The sequence below is a fragment of the Vibrio syngnathi genome (assembly GCF_002119525.1).
GTDB classification, from domain to species: domain Bacteria; phylum Pseudomonadota; class Gammaproteobacteria; order Enterobacterales; family Vibrionaceae; genus Vibrio; species Vibrio syngnathi.
Window position 1 is genome coordinate 2,584,347 of sequence record NZ_CP017916.1, and the last position, 25,916, is coordinate 2,610,262.

At 44.6% G+C, this 25,916-nt stretch carries 19 protein-coding genes; 3 read left to right on the forward strand and 16 right to left on the reverse strand.

Going from position 1 to position 25,916, the window contains the following annotated elements; translation table 11 throughout:
- Positions 1-121 precede the first annotated feature (121 nt).
- The gene (locus K08M4_RS11775; RefSeq protein ID WP_086049986.1) at positions 122-1,507 is read left to right on the forward strand and encodes an MBL fold metallo-hydrolase; all 1,386 of its coding nucleotides are present in this window, start codon (positions 122-124) and stop codon (positions 1,505-1,507) included.
- A gap of 458 nt (positions 1,508-1,965) precedes the next feature.
- A complete protein-coding gene (locus K08M4_RS11780) occupies positions 1,966-3,513 on the forward strand; it encodes an alanine/glycine:cation symporter family protein (RefSeq protein WP_086049987.1) in 1,548 nt (515 codons plus the stop codon).
- Positions 3,514-3,689: 176 nt separating this feature from the next.
- Here the strand turns inward: K08M4_RS11780 and K08M4_RS11785 are convergent, their stop codons facing one another.
- The 4 genes from K08M4_RS11785 to guaB all read right to left on the reverse strand — a co-directional run bounded on the left by K08M4_RS11785 (position 3,690) and on the right by guaB (position 10,235).
- Entirely contained in the window at positions 3,690-4,283 is a 594-nt protein-coding gene (locus K08M4_RS11785; protein WP_009848306.1) for an acetate uptake transporter, read from the reverse strand.
- Between the two features lie 566 nt (positions 4,284-4,849).
- Complete coding sequence (locus K08M4_RS11790) at positions 4,850-6,550, reverse strand: chitinase (protein ID WP_086049988.1); 1,701 nt, start codon at positions 6,548-6,550, stop codon at positions 4,850-4,852.
- A gap of 293 nt (positions 6,551-6,843) precedes the next feature.
- Positions 6,844-8,397, reverse strand: coding sequence for a glutamine-hydrolyzing GMP synthase (gene guaA / locus K08M4_RS11795; RefSeq protein ID WP_086049989.1), 1,554 nt, complete (start codon positions 8,395-8,397; stop codon positions 6,844-6,846).
- Positions 8,398-8,771: 374 nt separating this feature from the next.
- Entirely contained in the window at positions 8,772-10,235 is a 1,464-nt protein-coding gene (gene guaB / locus K08M4_RS11800) for an IMP dehydrogenase (RefSeq protein ID WP_086049990.1), read from the reverse strand.
- A gap of 271 nt (positions 10,236-10,506) precedes the next feature.
- Here guaB and xseA point away from each other — a divergent pair, with 271 nt between their 5' ends.
- Positions 10,507-11,853 (forward strand): exodeoxyribonuclease VII large subunit, encoded by a 1,347-nt coding sequence (xseA, locus tag K08M4_RS11805; RefSeq protein ID WP_086049991.1) that lies wholly within the window; start codon positions 10,507-10,509, stop codon positions 11,851-11,853.
- Between the two features lie 89 nt (positions 11,854-11,942).
- On the opposite strand, the gene K08M4_RS11810 is transcribed toward xseA, so the two are convergent.
- From K08M4_RS11810 to pepB, 12 genes are all read right to left on the reverse strand, one after another.
- Positions 11,943-12,170 carry a zinc ribbon domain-containing protein gene (locus K08M4_RS11810; RefSeq protein ID WP_017099592.1) on the reverse strand — a complete coding sequence of 76 codons (228 nt, stop codon included), beginning with the start codon at positions 12,168-12,170 and terminating at the stop codon, positions 11,943-11,945.
- 42 nt (positions 12,171-12,212) lie between these two features.
- On the reverse strand, positions 12,213-13,208 hold the full coding sequence (locus K08M4_RS11815) for a sensor domain-containing diguanylate cyclase (RefSeq protein WP_086049992.1): 996 nt from the start codon (positions 13,206-13,208) through the stop codon (positions 12,213-12,215).
- Between the two features lie 290 nt (positions 13,209-13,498).
- A complete protein-coding gene (locus K08M4_RS11820; protein ID WP_086049993.1) occupies positions 13,499-14,419 on the reverse strand; it encodes a metal-dependent hydrolase in 921 nt (306 codons plus the stop codon).
- A 133-nt stretch (positions 14,420-14,552) separates the two neighbouring features.
- A complete protein-coding gene (gene der / locus K08M4_RS11825) occupies positions 14,553-16,034 on the reverse strand; it encodes a ribosome biogenesis GTPase Der (protein WP_086049994.1) in 1,482 nt (493 codons plus the stop codon).
- Between the two features lie 158 nt (positions 16,035-16,192).
- Positions 16,193-17,353 (reverse strand): outer membrane protein assembly factor BamB, encoded by a 1,161-nt coding sequence (bamB, locus tag K08M4_RS11830; RefSeq protein WP_086049995.1) that lies wholly within the window; start codon positions 17,351-17,353, stop codon positions 16,193-16,195.
- Between the two features lie 10 nt (positions 17,354-17,363).
- The gene (locus K08M4_RS11835; protein ID WP_086049996.1) at positions 17,364-17,978 is read right to left on the reverse strand and encodes a YfgM family protein; all 615 of its coding nucleotides are present in this window, start codon (positions 17,976-17,978) and stop codon (positions 17,364-17,366) included.
- Between the two features lie 76 nt (positions 17,979-18,054).
- Complete coding sequence (hisS, locus tag K08M4_RS11840; RefSeq protein ID WP_009848295.1) at positions 18,055-19,323, reverse strand: histidine--tRNA ligase; 1,269 nt, start codon at positions 19,321-19,323, stop codon at positions 18,055-18,057.
- A 70-nt stretch (positions 19,324-19,393) separates the two neighbouring features.
- Complete coding sequence (gene ispG, locus K08M4_RS11845; protein WP_086049997.1) at positions 19,394-20,515, reverse strand: flavodoxin-dependent (E)-4-hydroxy-3-methylbut-2-enyl-diphosphate synthase; 1,122 nt, start codon at positions 20,513-20,515, stop codon at positions 19,394-19,396.
- 7 nt (positions 20,516-20,522) lie between these two features.
- Positions 20,523-21,458 carry a cytoskeleton protein RodZ gene (rodZ, locus tag K08M4_RS11850; RefSeq protein WP_086049998.1) on the reverse strand — a complete coding sequence of 312 codons (936 nt, stop codon included), beginning with the start codon at positions 21,456-21,458 and terminating at the stop codon, positions 20,523-20,525.
- Between the two features lie 441 nt (positions 21,459-21,899).
- Entirely contained in the window at positions 21,900-23,042 is a 1,143-nt protein-coding gene (rlmN, locus tag K08M4_RS11855) for a dual-specificity RNA methyltransferase RlmN (RefSeq protein ID WP_009848292.1), read from the reverse strand.
- Between the two features lie 883 nt (positions 23,043-23,925).
- On the reverse strand, positions 23,926-24,360 hold the full coding sequence (gene ndk / locus K08M4_RS11860; protein WP_086049999.1) for a nucleoside-diphosphate kinase: 435 nt from the start codon (positions 24,358-24,360) through the stop codon (positions 23,926-23,928).
- A gap of 106 nt (positions 24,361-24,466) precedes the next feature.
- A complete protein-coding gene (gene pepB / locus K08M4_RS11865; RefSeq protein ID WP_086050000.1) occupies positions 24,467-25,762 on the reverse strand; it encodes an aminopeptidase PepB in 1,296 nt (431 codons plus the stop codon).
- Positions 25,763-25,916 lie beyond the last annotated feature (154 nt).

Here is a 25,916-nt window from a genome sequence, read left to right on the forward strand (position 1 = left end):
CTCAGTTACTTAAAAAGGCACTCAACGATCGCAACTCTCATTGTTCTTGTTTTACTTGCTGGTGCTTATCCGCAAAATAAAAACAGGCGTTAATGGCTTTATAGAGCAATGGGAGTAAACGATGGAAGTGATTCACCATGGCGGCAAACATACCGTTACAGGATCTTGTCACGAATTAAGAGATTCAGGCCAAGCGGTGCTCATCGATTGTGGCCTTTTTCAAGGTAAAGAGTCCCAAGGTTTAGATCTTCAAGGTAAAAAGCTTCAAGGTGAAGATGCACGCCCTCTTGATATTGAATTTGAAACGTCCCACCTTAACGCTCTGCTGCTGACCCACACTCACATTGATCATATCGGACGATTACCTTGGTTACTCGCCTGTGGCTTTAACCAACCAATTTATTGTACTCAGGCGACAGCTGAACTCGCCCCTTTAATGATTGAAGACGGCTTAAAACTGCAAGGGCTCAGTCATAAACAATCCAAACTCATCCTTAAAAAAATTCATTCGTTGATTGCTCCTAAGCCTTATGGGGAATGGTTTCCAATTGTCTCTAAACAGCAAAACGACGGAAAGGATCATCATAGGCCAAATACTCTGTATGCTCGCTTTCAACCTGCAGGGCATATCTTAGGTTCGGCCTATATAGAGATTAAGTTACCCAACCAAGAGGTAGTGGTCTTTTCAGGCGACTTGGGCCCTAGTAACACGCCACTGCTGCCGGATCCTAAACCACCACAACAAGCCGACTATCTGTTTATTGAGTCGACTTACGGCACTAGCACGCACGACGATATTGCTTCACGCTCTGAACGCCTCAAAGCAATCATTGATCGTTCGTTACTTGATGGCGGCGTTATTCTAATTCCGGCTTTTAGCATCGGTCGAACACAGGAACTGCTATTTGATATCGAACAGCTGATCTTTGAGCATCAACTCAGCAGCGATATTCCTATCATCCTCGATTCGCCTATGGCAGAAAAGGTGACGCGATCCTACCGACGCTTTAAAGAGTTATGGGGGCAAGAAGCAAAGCAACGTCTTGAACTGAAACGTCACCCACTCGCTTTCGAACAATGCATTACGGTTGATGGGCATAGAATGCACAAGAAAATCGTTAATCGCCTTAAGTCGACAGGTGAACCCGCAATTGTGGTCGCAGCTTCTGGAATGTGTCAGGGCGGCAGGATAATGAACTACTTATCCGCTTTGCTTCCCGATAAACGGACGGATGTGATTTTAGCGGGCTATCAAGCACACGGAACGCTCGGGCGCGAGTTGCAACAAGGTAAAACACAGGTTTTCATTGATAACAAAGACGTTGAGGTTAATGCTCAAATTCATGGTATGTCTGGCTACTCGGCTCATGCCGATAAAGAGGATCTCAACCGATTTATAGCAGGAATTTCAGTTCCACCAAGAGAAGTGCATTTGATTCACGGCGAGCCAAATACTCAGTCGGAGTTCGCTCAAGAATTACAGGCGCGAGGGTTCGTGGTTGTTTGAAACAGGCATCAAATTAGCAGCTTTCACTAGGTAAATATTAAAGCCTTGATTATCGAACCTTCAAAAAAAAACCGCCTCTTAGACCTATTTGTTCACACAATGCAGGTTATATGTTCCAACTCCCTCTATCCCACCACGCCTCTATCAGCCGTTTATGCTAAGCGGCTTTGGTCACTGCTTTTTTTCAATTTCGCTTCCTATGCGCACCTCAAATCTTCCGTTTTGTATTAATCACTATTTATTCATTTTGCAAAACACTACAAATAAAAACCAGTTGCATAACGAGTTAAATGGAACGATTATCGAATTAGCACTAAGCATTAACAAACACCCTCTATAACTTGCTTTATGTCACAGTAATCCTAATGCGCAGTTAAATAATTTAACACTCGGGTTACAAGTGAAGTATTGTGTTGTTCGAAAAACAATCATAAGCAAAACTAACAGGGAAAATACTCATGCAGTCATTCGTTGATTTTTTGAATGGAATAATCTGGAGCCCAGTACTTATCTACCTATGTTTAGGTGCAGGTTTGTTCTACTCCATCATGACTCGATTTGTTCAAATCCGTCACTTCTTTGAAATGTGGCGCTTGCTACTTTCGGGTAAAAGCTCATCAAAAGGCATCTCGTCTTTCCAAGCTCTTGCCGTTTCGCTATCTGGCCGTGTAGGTACAGGTAACATTGCTGGTGTTGCTGCCGCTATCGGTTTCGGTGGTCCGGGTGCAGTATTCTGGATGTGGGTTGTGGCCTTCTTTGGCGCCGCGACTGCTTACGCAGAATCTACGCTAGCGCAAATCTATAAAGAAGAAGATGAAGGCCAGTTCCGTGGTGGTCCGGCTTACTACATTGAAAAAGCGATGGGCCAGAAGTGGTACGCATGGATCTTCGCTATCTCAACTATTTTTGCATGTGGTATTTTGCTTCCAGGTGTTCAGTCAAACAGTATAGGTAATGCTGTAGAAGCTGCGTTTGGCTCAGGTGATATGATTGAAACAGCTATCGGTACATTCAGTTTCGCTAAAATTTTCACTGGTACTGTTGTTGCTATCATCCTTGCTTTCATCATCTTTGGTGGTGTTAAACGTATCGCGAACTTCACACAAATTGTCGTTCCATTCATGGCGTTGGCTTACATCATCATCGCATTCGTTATCATCCTACTAAACATCAGCCAAGTTCCTGTTGTTTTCGGAATGATTCTGGGGGATGCATTCACTCCTATGGCAGGCTTTGGTGCTGCAATCGGTTGGGGTGTTAAACGTGGTGTTTACTCAAACGAAGCAGGTCAAGGTACTGGTCCTCACGCGGCAGCTGCGGCAAGTGTTGATCACCCAGCTCAGCAAGGTTTGGTTCAAGCGTTCTCTATCTACATTGATACTCTTCTAGTATGTTCTGCTACAGCGTTCATGATCATCATCACTGGTGCTTACAACGTTCACGGCGGCGCTGAAGGTGTATTCCTTGTTCAGAACCTAGCAGCAAACATCGGTGCGAATGGTCCTGTATTTACACAGCTTGCTATTGAAAGTGCACTGCCAGGCATTGGTAAGCCGTTCATCGCATTTGCTCTGTTCTTCTTCGCATTTACAACTATTCTTGCTTACTACTACATCGCAGAAACGAATATTGCTTACCTACGTCGTACCATCAAGATCCCTGGCATGATGTTCGTACTTAAGCTTGTTCTTATTAGTGCCGTTTTCTATGGCACAGTTAAAACAGCAAACCTTGCATGGGCAATGGGTGATGTGGGTGTTGGCTTGATGGCATGGTTAAACATCGTTGGTATTCTGATCATCTTCTTCATGTCTAAGCCTGCGCTTAAAGCTCTTGCAGACTACGAAGAACAGCAGAAACAAGGTGTGACTGAGTACACATTCAACCCTGTAAAACTAGGCATTAAAGGTGCAACTTACTGGGAAGAGAAGTACAAGCGTAAAACAGGCAAGTCTCCTGAAGCAGAAGCTGCAGACACTAAACCTGTAGAGCAACCTTCAGCTTAAGCTTGCCTTAGCAAATAGATCGCTTTAACTCGCGCTATTAATAACGCATAAAAAAGGGGTTAGCCATTTCGGCTAACCCCTTTTGTTTTGTTCATAAAAATCGCAGTTTATAACGAGCTCATTACTTATAACGAACTCACGGCTTATAACAAACTAACTGTTCCCAAGCTAGAGCGTTAAGCAGCAATCTCTTGAGCCGTCATTTGAGGCGCTTTTTTCTCACCGATTGGCAGTACTGTGCGGCCATATTCGTTGTTGATTACTTGTGCCATTGCAAAGTAGATAGCTGACGCACCACAGAAGATACCTTCAAAACCAGCGATAGTACCGATCAGTTCGCTGCCAGTGAAATCACGAGCGGCTAGTAGGAAGAACAAAATAGTAAGTGAACCGAATACTACTTGTTTCGCTACTGGGTAGCATAGAGAACCGATGAACATGAAGCCTGTAAAGATGCCCCATAGTAGTAGGTACCAACCCATGAATGCAGCAGGGCTTGCAGGTAGGCCCATGTAAGGCATCACGATTAAACCAACCAAAGACAACCAGAATAGGCCGTAAGAAGTAAACGCAGTTGTGCCGAACGTGTCACCACGTTTGAAACACATTGTGCCCACGATAACTTGGCTCAAACCACCGTAAAAAATACCCATCGCAAGAATCATAGAATCGATTGGGAAGAAACCTGCGTTGTGGATATTAAGAAGAATAGTGGTCATACCGAAACCCATTAAGCCTAGTGGCGCTGGGTTAGCTAGTTTGGTCGACATTGCGAATTTACCTTATTAAAGTGGTTGATTAAAAAAAAACGATAAAAATTATCAGAAAATTTTAATCTATAAACCGTACAACTAGGTAATCCAGTTATCGAAAACTAAGATTGTACAAATGATCTTATGGAAAATCAGTTTCATAACGAACCTATTCAATTCACCGAAACTATCAATAAACAGATTCCCTATCGCGTTCGTTCCTCACTGTAGGGAATGACGAAGTTTACGTAGATACGAGATGCGGAACACGAAGAGCGTGTTGAGATTGAAGTAAGTGAGATGTGAGGTATCAAATGAAGAACAATAAATAGATAGATAACGAGCGAGCTTTTCGTTACTCGTTTACTCGCATCCCGTATTTGTTCATTGAATCGTCATTCCAAAACTGAAGGGCGAGATATCTGGAACCTATTCCGACATTATTCAGCACCATCTGACCTCAGGTGGCCCCAACTACGCTCGCACTTCGCTGTAGCAAACCGCAGATGAGGGGAAAGAATACCAAGAATAACAAAGAAGCCGAGGCTGTTGCGCTCGGCTTGTTAAGCAAAGAGTCAATCTAGTTACTTACAGCTAATTTCATCCCAAAACCAATTCGATTGAACTGGGCTTTCCCATATACCGGGGCCATTTTTTGCAATGAAACACTTGCCATTATGTGTCACCTTGTCGCCATTGCTCACTTGGCTAACACCCGCTTGCCATGTGATAAATACTGCTGGATCAGGCTCAGTCACAGGTGGTTCAACCGGTATTGGGTCTACCGGAGCAGGATCAACTGGCGTAGGTTCGACTGGTGCTGGATTAGTCACTACAGGTGGTGTTGGCTCACCCGCCACTAATTTCCAAGGACCACCATTGGCAGGATCATCGCCTTGAGTCCACCATTTGGCTTGGTAAGTCGTGCCGTTGTGAGTGACTTGGTCGCCAGCGTTGTAAACTTTACTCGCATTCCAACCATTACCACCGGGGTTAGTACCTGGGTCGACCGGTTCAAGCTTATCGACCACTTTCACTTCAGGCCAGCTCGCATGTGATCCATAAAAATTGGTCACACACTTCTCGTAATCTCCGGCCACCAATGCGGAATAAGCAGTTTGGAAACCAACCAACTCACATTCAAATGAGTAGCCTTCTGGGCGGTCTGCGTAGTATTTCCAGTTTCCATCCCAGTTGGTGTACAACACATCCGTTGCACCATTGAGGTTCAGGCTTCCATAAGGGGTTTGCTGCCAACATGTATTGGCTTCATCCGCTTCTACAGGAATTTGATAGTGCGCCGCTAGCCCTTCCCAGTAACGAATACGGTTAACGGGTTGGCCTTTATCTTTGTTCTGCTCACCACATTCAATACCACCATTTATCACATTGATCGTGGTACCAAACCCATAACCAATGCCCGCATCCAATTCGCGTTGAGATGGCGTCCAAGTGCGGTCGATAACGTGCAGCATGGCAGGTTTAGGAGCTTGAGGCGTAAGGAAGAACCAGATAGCAGAAGCCAAGTTCAACCAAGAATCAGCAACCAAGCCCGGATTATTCAATAGAACCGTCGCATCACCATCAAACATCACTTCCGAGAACGCGCCGTAGTTAAAATGGTAAGAAAGCTGTTTAGCACCACGTCCGAAGTAACCCTGCCCAGCCGCACAAGGCCAGCGTGCATTTTGCCAGTCGTTCTGGCCGCATCCCGTGGTGTAACCTTCTTGACCTTCTGACCAGCCCATTTCACGAACATGTACTAAAGCTTGTTGCCACTCTTCTAATGCTAATGGATTATCCCAAGTATTATCTTTTGCTATATGTCCGCCAGTTTCTTGAGCGAAATGAGCAAAGGCAGTGATGATGGATTTTTTACAGATGGCGTCGGAATCACGACCATCGGTGTACTCTCCACAAAAGGCTGGGAATTTACCAATCGCACGTAAGAAACGGGTGTATGTGTATTCTGGCGCCGCCATCTGAGTGAGGAAGTCCCATTCAGATTGAGGGAATACACGCTCCACTCGTTTCACGTTTTCAGGGTTCGAGGCTAAACCCGGCTCAATCGCTTCAACAATACTATTGGGACGAGTTTGTAATGCTTGTGACCAGATCGCATACATAGGATCGGATGTTTTCGCTTGTTCAGCAGCTTGTAATGCCGACTTTTCAACAAGGTAGCCATTCGGGTTTTGCGGATCAGGTTGAATGTTCAAAGACGCGTAACTGTGTGCTGCTAACGTGCAGCCAACTAATGTCGCCAAATATTTGATTTTTAACATGATGGATTCTCTTATCTGTCCTTAATAAGTCCATCAAAGAGTATGTGGCGCATGGGAAATGAGCCAGTCGTTACCATGTGAATTTATAAAAAGTGCGAGTGACACTTTTATGTATCGCTCAACACAACAAAGTGTCTCATTGTTTCTTGAGGCAATATCTAGTTTCTAACCGGTTTAGTTTATCGCTATCAGTTATTCTTCCTCTGGTTCAAAAAAAAGCCTCGAACAAAGTTCGAGGCTTAAGGGCTTAATCAAATAGTAGCTTAATCAACGCAGGTTAAATCTCTAAGAGATTATTCCCACTCGATAGTTGCTGGTGGCTTACCAGAAATATCGTAAACAACACGTGAAATGCCGTTAACTTCGTTGATAATACGGTTAGATACCTTACCTAGGAAGTCGTATGGTAGGTGTGCCCAGTGAGCAGTCATGAAGTCGATAGTTTCTACAGCACGTAGAGATACAACCCAATCGTACTTACGGCCATCGCCCATTACGCCAACTGAACGTACAGGTAGGAATACCGTGAATGCTTGAGATACTTTGTGGTAAAGGTCAGCAGCGTGAAGCTCTTCAATGAAGATAGCATCAGCACGACGCAGTAAGTCACAGTACTCTTTCTTCACTTCACCAAGTACACGAACACCTAGACCTGGACCCGGGAATGGGTGGCGGTAAAGCATGTTGTATGGAAGACCAAGCTCTAGACCGATCTTACGTACTTCATCTTTGAATAACTCACGTAGAGGCTCAACAAGGCCCATTTCCATATCATCAGGAAGGCCACCAACGTTGTGGTGAGATTTGATTACGTGTGCTTTACCTGTCTTAGATGCAGCAGACTCGATTACGTCTGGGTAGATAGTACCCTGAGCAAGCCATTTAGCATTCTTCAGTTTCTTAGACTCTTCATCGAAGATATCTACGAATACGTGACCGATGATCTTACGTTTAGCTTCTGGTTCAGCTTCGCCTTCCAGAGCGTCAAGGAAACGATCTTCAGCATCAACTTTAATGATGTTTAGGCCGAATTGATCACCAAACATCTCCATAACCTGCTCGCCTTCGTTTAAACGAAGAAGACCGTTATCAACAAATACACATGTTAGTTTGTCGCCGATAGCACGGTGAGCAAGCATTGCTACTACTGATGAATCAACACCACCAGAAAGACCAAGGATAACTTCATCGTCACCTACTTGCTCTTTAATTCGTGCAACTGCATCTTCAATGATAGATGCTGAAGTCCACAGACCTTCACAACCACACGCGTTAAGAACGAAGTTCTCAAGCATTTTCAGGCCGTTTTTAGTGTGCGTTACTTCTGGGTGGAATTGAACACCGTAGTATTTCTTATCTTCGTTTGCCATTGCTGCGTATGGGCAAGTGTCTGTCTCTGCGATTTTTGTGAAATCAGCAGGGATTTCAACCACTTTATCACCGTGGCTCATCCAAACATCTTGAGTCGTTTCAAGGTCAGCGAAAAGTGCAGATTCACCCGTTACTTGTACCGCTGCGTAGCCGAACTCACGCTCAGTAGACGTAGCTACTTTACCGCCAAGTTGCTCAGCCATAGTTTGCATGCCGTAGCAGATACCGAAGACAGGAACACCTGAATCAAATACGTACTGAGGTGCACGTGGAGAATTCTCTTCCGTTACACTTTCAGGGCCACCAGATAGGATAATGCCGTCTGGATTGAATTCACGAATATCCGCTTCTTCTACGTCCCAGCTCCAAAGTTCACAGTAAACACCGATCTCACGAATACGACGAGCTACTAGCTGTGTGTATTGAGAACCGAAGTCCAGAATTAGAATACGTTGGTCATGAATATTTTTAGTCATTGTAAGCAGTCTTATTGGCTATGTGATAAAACGGAGGCGAGTTTACTCACCTCTGATTAACTCTTCAAGAAATAAAGCAAACGTTTTCGTTGATTATCTGTAAGGCGATGTTTTGTGAGAATCACTCTCTAAACAAAACAGGCGGTAGATATAATACCAATCACAGTAAGTGTTCAGTAGTAGCGCTGGAAAAAAGCTTGAGAACAAGGCAGCTCTATCCGACAAAGAGTTCTGATAAGTAGTTATTCTACAATCAAAAATTCTAACGAAGTTATCGAGGTTTTTAACAAGCTAGGATGACCAGTTATTTACTACGATTGGTATAACAATGTGCCGATTAAATCAGCACATTATTCAAACGTTTGGACGTATTATTAACCTAAACGGTAGTTAGGTGCTTCTTTCGTGATTTGAACATCGTGTACGTGAGATTCTTTCATGCCCGCACCAGAGATACGAACAAACTCAGCTTTAGTACGCATGTCTTCAACAGTTGCAGAACCTGTTAGGCCCATGCTTGAGCGTAGACCGCCCATCTGTTGGTGAACGATCTCTTTTAGACGACCTTTGTATGCGATACGACCTTCAATACCTTCTGGAACAAGCTTGTCTGCAGCGTTGTCAGATTGGAAGTAACGGTCAGAAGAACCTTGAGACATAGCCCCAAGAGAACCCATACCACGGTAAGACTTGTAAGAACGACCGTTGTAAAGGATAACTTCACCCGGTGCTTCTTCAGTACCCGCGAACATTGAACCAACCATCACACAAGATGCGCCAGCAACGATAGCTTTACAGATATCGCCAGAGAAGCGGATGCCGCCATCTGCGATGACTGGAATACCGTATTCGTTTGCTACTTCAGCTGCGTCTGCAATTGCTGTTACTTGAGGAACACCAACACCAGTAACTATACGAGTTGTACAGATTGAACCCGGGCCGATACCTACTTTAACCGCACTAACACCCGCTTCAATAAGAGCACGAGCGCCAGAGCCAGTTGCTACGTTACCACCGATGATTTGTAGATCAGGGTATGCTGCGCGTGTGTCGCGGATACGGTTAAGTACGCCTTCAGAGTGACCGTGTGAAGAGTCGATAAGTAGAACGTCTACGCCAGCTTCAACTAGAGCAGCAACGCGCTCTTCGTTACCTGCACCAGCACCAACAGCAGCACCTACGCGTAGGCTGCCGCGCTCATCTTTACAAGCGTTTGGTTTACGTTCTGCTTTATGGAAATCTTTCGCAGTGATCATTCCAGTTAGTTGGAAGTCATCATTTACAACAAGAACTTTTTCAACACGCGCTTCATGCATTTTCTCTTGAACTTCTTCACGAGTTGCACCTTCTTTAACAGAAGCAAGGCGAGCTTTAGGCGTCATTACTACGTCAACTTTCTTAGAAAGGTCAGTAACAAAGCGAACGTCACGGCCAGTAATAATACCAACAAGTTCGTTTGTTTCAGTAACAACAGGGAAACCGGCGAAGCCGTGTTTTTGAGTAAGAGCTACAACATCAGCGATTGTCGCGTCAGGGTTTACAGTAACAGGGTGAGAAACCACACCTGCTTCGTAAATTTTAACCTGGCGAACCATTTCAGCTTGCTGTTCAATAGACATGTTCTTATGAATGAAGCCTATTCCGCCTTCTTGTGCCAGTGCAATCGCTAGGCGAGCTTCTGTCACAGTATCCATCGATGCAGAGATCATTGGGATGTTTAGGGAAATATTCTTCGTCAGCTGAGTGCGAAGATCAGCTGTATTAGGGAGAACGGTGGAGTGTGCTGGCACTAGCAGTACGTCGTCGAATGTCAGCGCTTCTTTGGCAATTCTTAGCATTTGCAATATCTCACAATAATAGGAGTAAAAAGAAACAATCCAATCTCATCGTTTCGCCTAATGAGGGCAGCCAATTAAGGAAAATCAAACTGCATTTGGATTAGATATTGCGGACGGATTATACGGCCAACGAAATCGCTTGGCTACACATTTTTATACTTTTAATTTGCATTTACCCCCTTGCTATGTATTATATTGCCGCTATCTTCCATACTCACGCCCAGTGAGATTCCAAGAGAAAGACCTTCCTTCAAGGATAGATAGCGCTTCTATGACCAATCCAAACATCTTTACTGTTTCTCGCCTCAATTCAGAGGTTCGTCTCCTATTAGAAAACGAAATGGGAATAGTCTGGCTCGTTGGTGAAATCTCAAATTTCTCTGCACCTGTCTCTGGTCACTGGTACCTCACGCTTAAAGACTCTCGCGCTCAAGTTAAGTGCGCTATGTTTCGTGGCAATAACCGCCGTGTAACGTTTAAGCCTCAGAACGGTAATCAAGTTCTAGTCAAAGCTCGTCTTTCTCTTTATGAGCCACGTGGTGACTATCAACTGATCATCGAAAGCATGCAGCCAGAAGGTGACGGTAAGCTTCAGCAAGAGTTTGAAAAACTGAAGATGAATTTGGCAGCGGAAGGCTTATTTGCTCAGTCCAGTAAACAAATACTTCCAGAACATCCTAAGTGCGTTGGCGTTATCACCTCTAAAACAGGCGCAGCCCTCTTCGATATTCTCGATGTACTGAAAAGACGCGATCCTTCATTGCCAGTTGTGGTTTACCCAACCATGGTTCAGGGCGAAGACGCGGCGATTCAGATTGCTCAAGCAATTGGGCGTGCCAATGAACGCAATGAGTGTGATGTATTGATCGTTGGCCGTGGTGGCGGTTCGTTGGAAGATCTATGGTGCTTCAATAACGAGATTGTAGCTCGCACCATTGCAGCAAGCCAGATCCCGATTATCAGTGCCGTTGGGCATGAAATCGATGTCACTATCGCGGATTTCGTCGCAGATATGCGTGCTCCAACGCCATCAGCAGCCGCTGAATTAGTTAGCCGTGACAACAGTCATAAAGAGCAAGCTTATGCGTCTAAACGTGCTCGTTTAGTGAGTGCGATTCGTCATGTGTTAATCAAACAAGCGCAATCAACTCAAACGTTGAAATACCGCTTAGAGAAACAACACCCGAGCTACCAACTGCAAAAGCAGAGTCAGCAGCTTGATGACTTAGACATGCGTTTGCGTCGTGGTATGACTCAATACCTAAAGCAGCATGCGCAGCGTGTTGAACGTAAGCAGCACCAACTTCAGCTGAACTCGCCAGTGAAACGCCTTGGTGAACAGAAACTGCATCTACAACGTTCAGAGCAAAAGCTATTGGATGCAATGGATAAAACACTACTAACTACTCGCCACCAACTAGCCATGGCTGCCGAGAAGTTAGAAACAGTAAGTCCATTAGCAACCCTAAAACGTGGCTACAGTATTACCCATTCAGCATCGAGCAAGACCGTGTCATCGATTAACGACGTCGAAGTAGGCGAAGTGATCACCACTCAAGTTGAAGACGGTGTGATTGAGTCGCAAGTGACAACAAGAGTCGCCAAGAGCGAGCTCTAGGTTCATTAGATACAAAAAAGACCCAACACTTTGGTATTGAGTCTCTGGTATAACATCACCGATTGTCGTTCAAACCAAATAATTTAAGGCTATTCCGCTGGTTGGAATTCGAACTTTACTCTCGATTTAGATTTAAGCTCATTACACTCACCATTACAAAAATAGCTCGCTGCACCACAGGCTTGAAGCTTCTCAAGTTGGCTGCTGCACTCAGGACAAAACCCAACCTTAGTAAAGTGTGCCTGACAACTTTCACAGTGATACTTTCCATCCCAACCTAGCTCTGATTGGCACTTAGGGCAGATATTTTCACTCATTAGCATTTCCTAAATCACTACTTTTTTTACAATCTACTACTGCTAAGACTTAGCTTGCTTGATTTGGTACATGTTCTTATCAGCTTGTGCGATCAAGCCTTCCAATGACTCAGGATCTTTATCATAAGAAAGTCCAACGCTGACAGAAAACTGAGTGCCATCGATATAGAGCGCTTGTTCCAAGGTTCTTTCTAAGCTTCGATAAAAGTTCAGCACACTTTCTTGATCATCAAAGCAAGAGAACACGACAAACTCATCGCCCCCATAGCGCCCTATCTTGGCACAGGCAGTCGTTGCCTCATCAAGCACTTTTGCAACGGCTAACAACACATCATCACCAAAGCTGTGGCCAAACGTATCGTTTATTGACTTAAATTTATCGACATCAACAAACAGGCATGCCATCACTTTTTCAGTAAAACAGCGGTTAGTTAACACCTGCTCGGCTTCTCTCAGCAATGCTCGGCGATTCAAACTGTGTGTTAGGGAATCCCGATTGGCAAAAAAGTTGAGTTGATTCTCTAACTCATACTTCTCAAGCGCGACTGAATACAGAGAAGCCAATAACTCTAAGAGCTCAAGTTCAAACTCATGAGGTTCAGAGATGTACTGACTGTAAATTGCGAAGGTACCTAATACGTGACCATGTGAAGAGATGATTGGCACTGACCAACATGCATGAAGATTGGCCTGATTGGTTAAGGCTAAGAAAGGAGTCCAATTCGGGTGTGCATTAATATTGGAGACCATGACAGCTTTCTTAAGTGCCGCCGCTTCGCCACAAGAACCAATTCCGGCACCAACTCCCACCCCTTCTATCTGCTGGTTATAAAAATCAGGCAAGTTTGGAGCATATTCTAAATGTAATGTATTCGATTCGGGGTTTAGCAATAAGATAGAGGCCATCCTTTGACCAAAAATCTGCTCGGTGAGTTGAATGATCTTGCGATTTAATTCTTTGCGATCCAACCCAAGGGCAAGCTTTCGAAGCAAACTGTTTACTGCTCGGTGACCTTCTAATAAAAATTGTTGTTTCATTCACTAAAGCTTTCAATTATATGGTGGGAACAGCTTGTTCTTATGCAAGCCTCTATACTGGTCAATATTAACACACTAAATTGTCACAACACACCACCGAAGATCATAGGTTGATCTTTTGCTTTATCTACTTTGATCAGCGATCTACCCCAAAAAGAATATTTATATCACCACACACCGAAAGCATAAGTTACATATGCTGCATTTCAATTTTTAGTAATATATAAAACTAAATATAAAATAAAAATACAGATAAGCTAGAACAATCTATTTCTGATCTTTAATTGAGATCATCGAGATACACACGTCTGCATTTCGATATGTTGATCATCTAATTGGGTTAACTTAACCGATAATGCCTTAAGTTCTGACGTATTATTGATGTGAGTACCACCACACGGAATAGAAACTAAAGTCTCGTCATCTAGCTGCCATTCCCAGTAGCGAGACTCTGTTAACGCCTCACCTTCCAGTCTCATCGCGACTGACGTCGACTCTGCAAGCCAGGCCGCAATCATCTGGTTGATGTCGGCTTCAATACCTTCAAGGTTTGCTAGCATGTCTGCAACGTTCAAGCCGCGTTTCTTCAAGGTTTTACCCAAGCGGTACTTGTCTGTACATAGATCAGGAGTAACGAAGCTAGTGACTTGAGCGTAGCTATTGAAGTCATAGCTGCCAAGTGGATCTTTTCTGTCTGCATCTTTACGCCAGTAACTCTCAGCCAATACTTTATTCAAGGCTAAGAAAGCAATATGTCCGGCACTATGACCGCGGCTCAAACTGGCTTGGTGCTCTTTATCAACCGACAACTCGACTTCATCGCCAATGTTAATCATAGAAGCTGATGCAGGTAGTTGGTGAACAACCACAAACGCCCACCCTTCCGTATCACGCTTAACAGGAATATCTGCTGCGATATAAAGTTTACCAGTGGATTGTTCTATTGCACCAACAAGGCAATCTTCAACAATATACTGTTCACCATTTACGCTGACAAAACCTCGGTCTGCAGGGTGATCGGGCCAAATATGGCTCACTGGGTGGAAAGGTGTCACGTCGGTGATCAGGTAAGTTTTGCTGTCGTCACTTTCAACGTACACCGCTTTTGCATTGAGCAGCCAAGTTTGATGACAAAATTGAGTGATGGTTGGTGTGATGACTATTGTTGGTTTCATGGATGTCGCAGGTGTATTCAAATCGCTAATGGCCATATCATTCTTCTTTTGGAATCTAGTCTGATTCGTTAAGCCATAGCGATACGAAAAGGTGCAGTTATGGCTTAACGTGAATTTTGCTTAAAAAAATACCCGAGACAGGCTCGGGTATCAAATCTATTGGAAAGGTTTACTTACGACCTTTAACCATGCTCATCATACGCTTACGTTTACGTTCTTGAGAAATTGTCAGCTTGGTTGTCTTAGCTTCAAATGGGTTCTCGCTGTTCTGGAATTGAATGCGAATAGGTGTACCCATAATTTCTAGTGAACGACGGTAGTAGTTCATCAAGAATCGTTTGTATGAATCTGGCAAGTTACGTACTTGGTTACCGTGGATAACGATAATCGGTGGGTTGTAGCCACCAGCGTGCGCGTATTTCAATTTAACACGACGGCCACGAACCATAGGTGGTTGGTGATCATCAGTCGCCATTTTCATGATACGAGTAAGTACAGAAGTACCAACACGAGTCGTTGCTGACTTATAAGCTTCTTGAACAGACTCAAACAAGTGACCAACACCTGTACCGTGAAGTGCAGAGATAAAGTGAATACGTGCGAAATCAACAAAACCTAAACGACGGTCTAGTTCTTTCTTAACACGATCTTTAACGTCGTTATCTAGGCCATCCCACTTGTTTACTGCAATAACAATTGAACGACCAGCATTCAACGCAAAGCCTAACAAGCTTAGATCTTGATCTGAGATGTTCTCGCGAGCATCGATAAGCAGTAATACAACGTTAGCATCTTCAATCGCTTTCAGTGTTTTAACCACTGAGAACTTCTCAACTGTTTCGTTGATATTTTTACGACGACGAACACCAGCAGTATCAATCAGAACATACTCACGCTCATCACGCTGCATCGGAATGTAGATAGAGTCACGAGTGGTACCTGGCATATCGTAAACAACAACACGCTCTTCACCAAGAATACGGTTAGTTAGTGTTGATTTACCTACGTTAGGACGACCAATGATCGCTAGCTTAATTGGTTGATCTTGAAGGCGCTTGAATTCTTCTTCCGCTTCTTCTTCAGTGAAATCAACTTGCTCTTCTTCTTCGTCTTCAAATTCAGTTAAATCGCTTACTTCGCCACTCTCAGCTTTTAACGCTTCTGCGAATGGGTTAAGTGCAAGGTCAATCAGTGCAGTTACACCACGACCGTGCGCTGCAGCGATTTGGTACATGTCTTCTACGCCTAGTTGCCAGAAATCAGCACTTGCAGCATCAGGGTCGATACCATCAACCTTGTTTACGACTAGCATTGAAGGTTTTTCTAGTTGACGAAGGTGCTTAGCAATCGCCACGTCTGAAGGTGTTAGACCCGCACGGCCATCTACCATAAATAGAACGACATCAGCTTCATCAATCGCCGCTAGCGACTGTTCAGCCATTTTTGTTTCAACACCTTCTTCGGTACCGTCGATACCACCAGTGTCGATAACAATAAAGTCATGCTCGCTAAAATGAGCATGACCGTATTTACGGTCACGCGTTAAGCCAGGGAAATCCGCAACCAATGCATCACGAGTTCGAGTCAATCGGTTAAATAACGTAGATTTACCTACGTTCGGACGCCCTACTAGAGCAACAACAGGTACCATAACAACCTCTACAATTTCTTCTCTAAATGTAGTTATAGGTAAGCACTTGATCGCAAGTTTAAACTCTTACCTATAACCACACGGTTTATTAATTTATAACAACAAAACGGCTCCTAGCTGTTACCAACCAGGAGCCGACTGTGAATTATATCACGCTTTTATTGGCTAATCGTTAGTTTCTTTACATCGCCATTGCGAGTCGTCACTAAGTAGCCTTCAGGCATTTCAATTGGCGCAACCGCAAAGCCGCTATCATCGACCAACTGTTGAGCTACAAACTCACCTGATGAACGATCTAACCAATGCAGGTAACCTTCCGTATCACCAACAACTACATAACCATTAATAATAGCAGGTGCCGTCAGTAAGCGGTTTTCTAACAATGGAGTGCTCCAAAGTTCAGTACCACTACGCGCATCAACCGCAACCACATGGTCTTTGTCAGTCACAGCGAATAAACGGCTGCCATCACTTGCTAAATCAATCGCTGACGAGTAATTACGTTTCCAAACTGGCTTACCAGAACGAAGATCGATAGCGATTAGCTGACCATTGATACCGACGGTATACAGGGTTCCGCCAAGAACAACCGGTGATGCATCAACATCAACCAAACGATCAATTTCCGTTGCGCCTTTTGGTGTACCTACTGGTTGTTGCCAAATAAGCTGACCACGATCAACGATAGCTGCAGCTAAACGACCATTCGCCGTACCCCAGAATACTCCACCAGAAACAGCTACAGGTGAGCTATCGCCACGAAGTGTTAGGCTTGGTACTTCAGTACTGATGGTCCATTTTTGCTCACCACTTTCTTGATCTAACGCGGTCAGCATGCCGCGACTGGTATGAACAATAACCATGTTGCTTTCAGTTGCTGGGGATGCAAGCACCTCACCATTCACTGAGACACGCCACAGCTCTTCACCAGTTGATTCGTCCATCGCGATCACTTCGCCATTTTCAGAACCAACAAATACCTTACCGTAAGCTGCCGTTAAGCCACCCGATAAACGAGCCAGTACTTCTTTCTCAAGATCGACTTTCCAAAGCTCTTTACCTGTTTCAGGATCAAGCGCCTTAACCATACCTTCACGACTCGCAACAAATACTTTGTCGTAAGCCAATTCTGGCGTTAGTTTTGAAAAGTAGTGACCAACACCATCACCAACCGACGTAGACCATTCCTGACTAGGAGTGAATTCGCTGTTTACTGTTGGTACTGGCGCCATGATGACGGTGTCTTCTTCACTTGCACAGCCCGCTAGCAGGCCAAGAGCAATCGCACACAACGCCGCTTTTGGAAACATCTTCTTCATTCAAAGCGCCTTATTTAGCTAGGTCGTCAAGTTTGATTTGAAGCGTTTGGCTCGCATCAGCTGCTTGTTGTGCTTCAGAGTAAGCACTGTAAGCCGCATCTGTGTCGCCTTTACGAAGTGAGATATCACCTCGCAGTTCAGCAACACGACCTTTCCAAGATTCGTCAGTCATCGCTTCAAGATCAATCAATGCAGCGTCAAATTCACCCTGCTCTGCTTTGATACGTGCTGCACGGTAAGTAAGTAGTGGCGTAAGTGCCGCATCCTTAGTTGCCGATTGTGCCCACTCAAGCTGTTCAAGTGCTGCTGCAAGCTCACCCGCTTGAACTTGCACTTTTGCTAATTGCATAGCAGCAAGTACTGAGTATTCAGCGTCTTTGTTAGCGTCGATAAAAGCTTGAATATCAGATTGAGCATCAACGCCTTTATCATCTAGCGCTGAAATTGCAGAGGTGTAGCTTTCTGAAGCGGCTTCACGCGCTTCAACGACTGAATCTTGGTAATAGCGCCAACCAAATAGACCACCTAAACCAATAACCGCACCGAAGATTACGGCTTTACCGTTCTCTTTCCACCAATCTTTAATGGCTTCAACTTGTTGCTCTTCGCTATCGTAAAGTTCCACTTCCTGTCCTCTTTAATTCTTTAAACGCCAGCATAGTGCTGACGTTGATATTCATGATGAGCGTTTGCTCAATGGCTTAGATTAACGCCGCAACTTTTTCTGCAACTTCCGTTTGAGACACGGTTTGTTGCTCGCCGCCAACCAAATCTTTTAGCACAACTGTATTGTCAGCAACTTCGTTCTCACCAAGTACTAACGCCACAACAGCACCTACTTTGTCAGCACGTTTGAATTGCTTCTTAAAGTTACCACCACCGAAGTGGTTCATAACACGTACGCCTTCAACGTTATCGCGTAATTGATTCGCTAACTGCATGCCCGCGATCATAGTACCTTCGCCAGCAGCAACCATGTATACGTCAACACTACGGCGAACTTCTGTAAGCTCTAGCGTTTCCATCATAAGGACTAGACGTTCTAGACCCATAGCGAAGCCAACAGCATTCGTTGCTTTGCCGCCTAGTTGTTCAACAAGACCATCGTAACGGCCACCGCCACATACTGTACCTTGAGCACCAAGGCTGTCAGTGATCCACTCAAATACGGTGCGGTTGTAATAATCTAGACCGCGCACTAGACGCTCGTTAACTTGGTATTCGATACCAACAGCGTCAAGAAGTTCACACAAACCAGCAAAATGTTGCTTCGATTCTTCACCCAAATATTCAGATAGTCGAGGTGCGTCACCTAAGATAGCTTGAACATCCGGGTTCTTAGTATCCAGAACACGTAGAGGGTTAGTGTGCATGCGACGTTTGCAGTCTTCATCTAGCACATCAATGTGTTGCTCAAGGAAAGCCACTAACGCAGTACGGTAGCTTACGCGATCTTCTTGAGAACCGATTGAGTTCAATTCAAGACGAACGTGTTTATCGATACCTAGCTCACGCCATAGACGTGCTGTCATCATAATAAGTTCTGCGTCAACGTCTGGACCGTCTAGGCCAAATACTTCCACACCACATTGGTGGAATTGACGGTAACGACCTTTTTGAGGACGCTCGTGACGGAACATTGGGCCCATGTACCATAGACGCTGTTCATCACGGTTAATAAGGCTGTTTTGAATACATGAACGTACACAACCTGCAGTGCCTTCTGGACGCAGCGTTAGGCTGTCACCATTACGGTCATCAAAGGTGTACATCTCTTTAGAAACAACGTCTGTCTCTTCACCAACCGCACGGCTAAATAGGTTCGTCTCTTCAACGATAGGCATACGTACTTCGTTGTAACCGTATGCGCTCACCACACTTTTAACTGCGCTTTCTACTTTCTGCCACAGTGGTGATTGAGTTGGAAGGCAGTCGTTCATGCCTCGAATTGCTTGGATATTTTTAGCCACAGTATTTATTCCGTAATTTCTCACGACCAGGTATCAGTGCGAATAGACAATCACACCCCATCGCGTTGTATTAATCTTCTAAGTTTTCTACATCAATGCGATTTGCTTTATCAAGCACTGACGCTTTTGCGCGAATCTTAGCTTCAAGTTTGTCGACAAGGTCATCGTTGTCAAAACGCTCTTTCTGACGCTTACCGTCTTCATAGAAGGCACTCTTACGTGCACTACCCGCAAGGCCTAAGTGAGACACTTCAGCTTCACCTGGGCCGTTAACGACACAACCGATGATAGAGACATCCATTGGAGTCACTATGTCTTCTAAGCGTTCTTCAAGGGCGTTAACGGTGTTGATAACATCGAATTCTTGGCGAGAACAGCTCGGACACGCAATGAAGTTAATGCCACGCGAGCGAATGCGCAAAGATTTAAGAATATCAAAGCCAACTTTGATCTCTTCAACAGGATCCGCCGCTAGCGAGATACGCAGCGTATCGCCGATACCTTCAGAAAGCAGCATGCCCAAACCTACCGCTGATTTCACAGAGCCAGCACGTGCACCACCCGCTTCGGTAATGCCAAGGTGAAGAGGTTGATCAATCTGCTTAGCAAGCAAACGGTAAGAACCGACAGCTAGGAATACATCAGAAGCCTTAACGCTGACTTTGAATTGATCAAAGTTCAGACGATCTAAGATATCTACGTGGCGCATTGCAGATTCAACAAGCGCTTCTGCTGTAGGTTCTGTGTATTTCTCTTGGATCTCTTTCTCAAGAGAGCCGCCGTTAACACCAATACGAATCGGAATATTCATATCACGTGCACAATCAACAACTGAGCGGATACGGCTTTCGTTACCGATGTTTCCTGGGTTGATACGCAGACAGTCAACGCCGTACTCTGCCACTTTAAGGGCAATACGGTAGTCGAAGTGAATATCAGCAACCAAAGGAACAGAGACCTGCTGCTTAATTAGCTTAAAGGCTTCAGCGGCCTCCATAGTCGGTACAGATACGCGAACGATATCTGCCCCCACTTTTTCCAAAGCTCGAATTTGAGCGACGGTCGCGGCGACATCTGTTGTTCTTGTGTTGGTCATGGATTGCACAGCAATTGGTGCACCATCACCGATCGGCACATCACCCACATAAATACGGGTTGATTTGCGACGAATAATAGGAGATTCGTGTTGCATATTAACTCTAAGGTAAGGTTATTCTAGCTACTTTGCCTGAAGTATACCCAGAAAGGTCGACAGGTTCACTTGCAAATGTCATCGATACGCCTTCAGGCGCACCCAGAATCACTTTATATGGTGCAGTTCCAGAAAGATTTAATGTCTGGCCTGCTTTTTTAATGCCAGTAGATAACGTTTTGCCCGAAGCATCTTTCACTTGGATCCAGCAATCAGCAGAGAACTGCATCACTAGCTCGTTAACCACAGCTTCAGGCGCTACAGTCTCTGATTCCGCAGTAACCGAAGCAACGTCTGCTGCTTCTGGTGTTTCTTCAAGGACTTCAACAGGGTCAAGAGTTACTGAATCTTCAGCTGAACTCACTTCAGTAAGCTCATCAGAATTTTCAGTAACAGGAGATGTTTCTGTGTTTTGTTCTGCTTCAATCACTTCGAGTGAAGTCAGATCAGGATCAAGTGATTCTTCTACAGCGAGCTCTTCTGAGCTTTCAGTATTCGCTAAAGATTGAGATAGGGTGTCTTGTTGTTGGTTCTGCCACCACCACAGTGATGAGATACCCGCAATTACCGCAAAAATGCTCCAAGTAAGGATCATAATACGGCTATTGTGCTTCTCTGTTTTTGTCTTACGAGAAAAGCTCAGCATTTCTTGCTCTTGGTGTTGAGCATCACCGGCATGATGCAGCGCACTCAATACGACCTTTTCGTCAAGATTGACGTATTTCGCGTATGAGCGAATGTAACCGCGCATAAACGTAGCCACTTGATCTGATTCGAATTGGTTTTCTTCAATTTGTTGGATCAGCGTAACGCGCAGCTTCAAACGATCAGAAATCTGCTTTTGTGTTAAACCAAGAGATTCTCGTTTGTTTTTAAGGAGCGTTCCCGCTTCAATTACCGGAGCGACAGTTTCATTCGTTTGTGTTTCGTGTTCTGTGTTCATAGAGAGTGAACTTCTAAAGTATTATCGCAGGTTGATGAGAGCATTTTTATTGTCGTTTAAGCTCAATCTAACAACCCACTTTATGTGGAATTTTTCCTGTTATCTAAATCATCAACCCTTAAAGACGAACATCACCCATTGATTATGGATGACCTTCTCAGGAAGCTAGTTTATCAAGTAGCCAACCTAAATAGACACATTGACGATTATCGGGTAACAAGCGAGCACTTAAATTAATTTAAGATGAGTTAATCATAAGCTAATGCCATTGCAAGGCAAAAACACTTTAAACAAAATTTACCGTCAGCTCATGGTTTTGTCCAAAATTTAACGAAAAATGTAAGAAAGCGTGGGAAAAAATCCAATTCTTTGGAAATTCACCTTCCAGAAAAGCAACAAGCCAGAAGGAATCCTTCTGGCTTGTTTAGTTCTAAATGGTATTTAAACCGCTTTTACTTGAATCACATCACCTGCGATCAAGTTAGCTTCAGAGGCGGCTTTCAGCATTTTAGTACGCTTGGTTCTATCAATAACATCACCAACCAGCTGACCACATGCGGCATCAATATCATCACCACGAGTTTTACGAACCGTTACTGTGTAGTTGTATTCCATCAGCGTTTTTTGGAAGCGATCAATACGAGAGTTACTTGGCTTCTTGTAAGGCGAACCCGGATAAGGGTTAAATGGAATCAAGTTGATCTTACAAGGCGTATCTTTCATTAGCTCAGCAAGTTCACGAGCGTGGTCCATATCATCATTCACATGATCCAACAGAACGTACTCAACCGTTACTTTACCGCGGTTAGCATTTGAAGAAGCAATGTAGCGACGAACCGACGCTAGGAAATCTTGAATATCCCAACGGTCGTTGATCGGCATGATTTGGCTACGTAGTGCATCGTTTGGTGCATGTAGAGAAATAGCTAGAGCGACATCGATGTTATCTGTCATCTGATCAAGACCAGAAACAACACCAGATGTTGATACCGTTACACGACGCTTAGACAGTGAGAAACCCAGATCATCAAGCATCAGCTCTAATGATGGAATTAGGTTCTTCATGTTTAGCAGAGGCTCACCCATACCCATCATTACGACATTAGTAATTGGACGACGACCCGTTTCTTTCTCTAAACCGATTTCACGTGCAGCACGCCAGATTTGGCCAACGATCTCTGAAACCTTCAAATTACGGTTGAAGCCTTGTTGAGCCGTAGAGCAAAATTTACATTCAAGCGCACAGCCTACTTGCGAAGATACACATAGCGTCGCACGGTCACCATCTGGGATGTATACCGTTTCAACGTCTTGGTCACCAACGCTCATCGCCCACTTAATTGTGCCATCTGCTGAGTGCTGAGCTTCAGAAACGATAGGGGCAACAATCTCACAGCGATGCAGCAGTTTCTCGCGTAATTTTTTGTTGATGTTGTTCATTTGTTCGAAGTCATCGACACCGAAGTGATAAATCCACTTCATCACTTGCTCTGCTCGAAACGCTTTCTCATTCAGTTCTTCTGTGAAAAATTTACGAAGACCTTTACGATCAAAATCGAGTAGATTGACTTTAGCTGTGGTCATGATGCCTCTCAATGACGGAACAATAATTAAGGGCGCGAATTGTACAGGCTTTACGCAACTTCAACAAGCACTGTAAAACCCTGTGTTTATTAAGACATTCAAAGTTAAGCGATTAAAATTTACACAATGAAATTGACCGGCTTAAGTTTGGCCAATGCAAAGCGAGATTCCCGATTACGCTCCTCCGTCGCTTTCGGGAATGACGTAAATAATCTCCAACAGTTCAACAATACTTAGCACGAGGTTGTGGCTCTCGCTATTCATCGCCATCAGGTTATGAATTCCTCAAAGCCCGTCATTCCAGAACTGAGGAACGAAGTATCTGGAATCTCCAACAACTCAACAGAGATTCCCGATTACGCTCCTCCGTCGCTTTCGGGAATGACGTAAATAATAATCAACAGCTCGCCAATACTGACCACGAGGGTGTGACACAAAAACTCTCCGTCATTCATCGCTATTAGGTCATGAACCCCTCAAAGCCCGTCATTCCAGAACTGAGGAACGAAGTATCTGGAATCTCCAACAACTAACAGAGATTCCCGATTACACTCCTACGTCGCTCTCGGGAATGAAGTAAATAATCACTAAAAGATCGCCAATACTGACCACGAGGGTGTGACACAAAAACTCTCCGTCATTCATCGCTATTTGGTTATGAACTCCTCAAAGCCCGTCATTCCAGAACTGAGGAACGAAGTATCTGGAATCTCCAACAACTCAACAGAGACTCCCGATGACGCTCCTTCGTACTATCGGGAATGACGTCGGTATTCATCAGCGACTTGCCATTTATCACCGTAAGGTCACGAATAACGTAAAATCCACTGACAAAAAAGGCCTCACCGAAGTGAAGCCTTTATTGAGACTTGCTGTGGTCTGCTTATTCAGCTGGACGCGGGCAAATTTCAGATTCTGGGAAGAAGAATTCGATTTCGCGAGCCGCCGATTCAGGGCTGTCGCTGCCGTGTACTGAGTTGTAACGCATGCTGATTGCGTAGTCAGCACGGATAGTGCCGCATGCCGCTTCTTCTGGATTTGTTTTGCCCATAAGTTCACGGTAACGAGCAATCGCGTTTTCGCCTTCAAGCACTTGAACCATGATAGGACCAGAAGTCATAAACTCTTTAAGAGCTGGGAAGAACTCTTTGCCTTCGTGTTCTGCGTAGAAGCCACTCGCTTGCTCTTCAGTAAGACGAACCATCTTAGCGGCAATAATCTGTAGGCCTGCTTTTTCAATGCGGTGGTAGATTTCACCAACAAGGTTACGCTTAACTGCATCCGGCTTAACAATTGAGAACGTTCTTTCTAGAGCCATAGGGGTTCCTTCACTTCATTTTTTTGTTATTAAATACTGAAATTACTGAGATCATTCGATCTGAGTTTATGAATAAGCGGTATCGAAATACCGCTCACTCTTATTATTATTTTGCTTGGTCGATAAGAAGACGAGCCAGTGTACGAACACCCATACCAGTCGCGCCTGCAGCCCATTTATCACTTGATGACTTACGGTAAGTACCCGCGCAGTCCATGTGAATCCAACCTTTTTTGTAGTCATCTACAAAGTAAGACAGGAACGCAGCAGCGGTACTTGCACCCGGAGTGTAATCACCAGAGCTGATGTTTGATAGATCAGCAAAATTTGAAGGCAACATGCCACGGTGGAAATCAGCAAGAGGCAATGGCCATAGGCCTTCTTTCTCTTGGTTTGCCGCCGTTAGTGCTTGGTGAGATAACTCATCATCGAAGCTCAATAGCGCGTGGTAGTCGTTACCTAATGCATTTTTAGCCGCGCCGGTTAGCGTTGCACAGTCGATGATCAGCTCAGGGTTTTGTGCACTTGCGTACATCAAACCATCAGCAAGAACCAAGCGACCTTCCGCATCGGTATTCATGATCTCAACCGTCTTACCATTTTTGTAAGTAATGATGTCGCCAAGCTTCAATGCACGACCCGAGATCATGTTCTCTGCACAACATAGAATAAGCTTAATACGCTTGTTCAGGCCGCGTTCAATCGCTAGACCTAAACCACCAGTAATAGTCGCCGCGCCACCCATGTCAGCCTTCATTGCTGTCATGAATTGACCTGGCTTGATGCTGTAACCGCCTGAGTCGAAAGTGATACCTTTACCAACCAAACAAGCAAATACAGGTGCGTCTTCGTCGCCGGTAGGGTTGAAGTCCAGTTGAAGCATTGCAGAAGTACGCTCAGAGCCGCGGCCTACCGCGTAGATGCCTTCCCAACCTTCGGTTAGTAGGTCTTTGTCTTTAACGATTTTCGCTTTAACTGTGCCCGCAGGAGCCACTGACTTGATGTATTCCGCAGCCATTGTCGCGAGTTGACGAGGTGCCACTTCTTCAGCGGTTTTATTGATAATGTCACGCGTCCAGTCAGTCGCGCGAATTCGAGCTTCAAGCTCGGTTTGATCGGCTTCTGAAAGCGCATCCCATTCCAATGCATTCTTTTTCTTTGGTCCACGATAGCCTTGGTAGAAAGCCCAAACGCTTTCTAAATCCCAGCCTTCACCGCTAAGTGCAACCAATGCGATACCTTGTCCGTCAAGCGTACGACCCGCACGTTGAACCGCACCTAGATCGTGGCCTTCACCAATGTGAATTGTCGCTCCCGCTTCTGAGAACGACAAAATAGCTCTTGCTCCCCACTGAGGCTGGGCAGCTTCTTGACTTAAAAATACTGACATCTGTATAGACATGATTTCTCCTTGTCATGAACCACTTTGAGTATGTGATTCTGATTGTTTTTTATTAGCGTACTGATGTTAGCATTATGTAGGAGGAAAATGTCATTTTGATAAAAAAACGAACCATAAGGTCCGCTTTTTTTAGTAAGAATTGTTAACTTGGCTG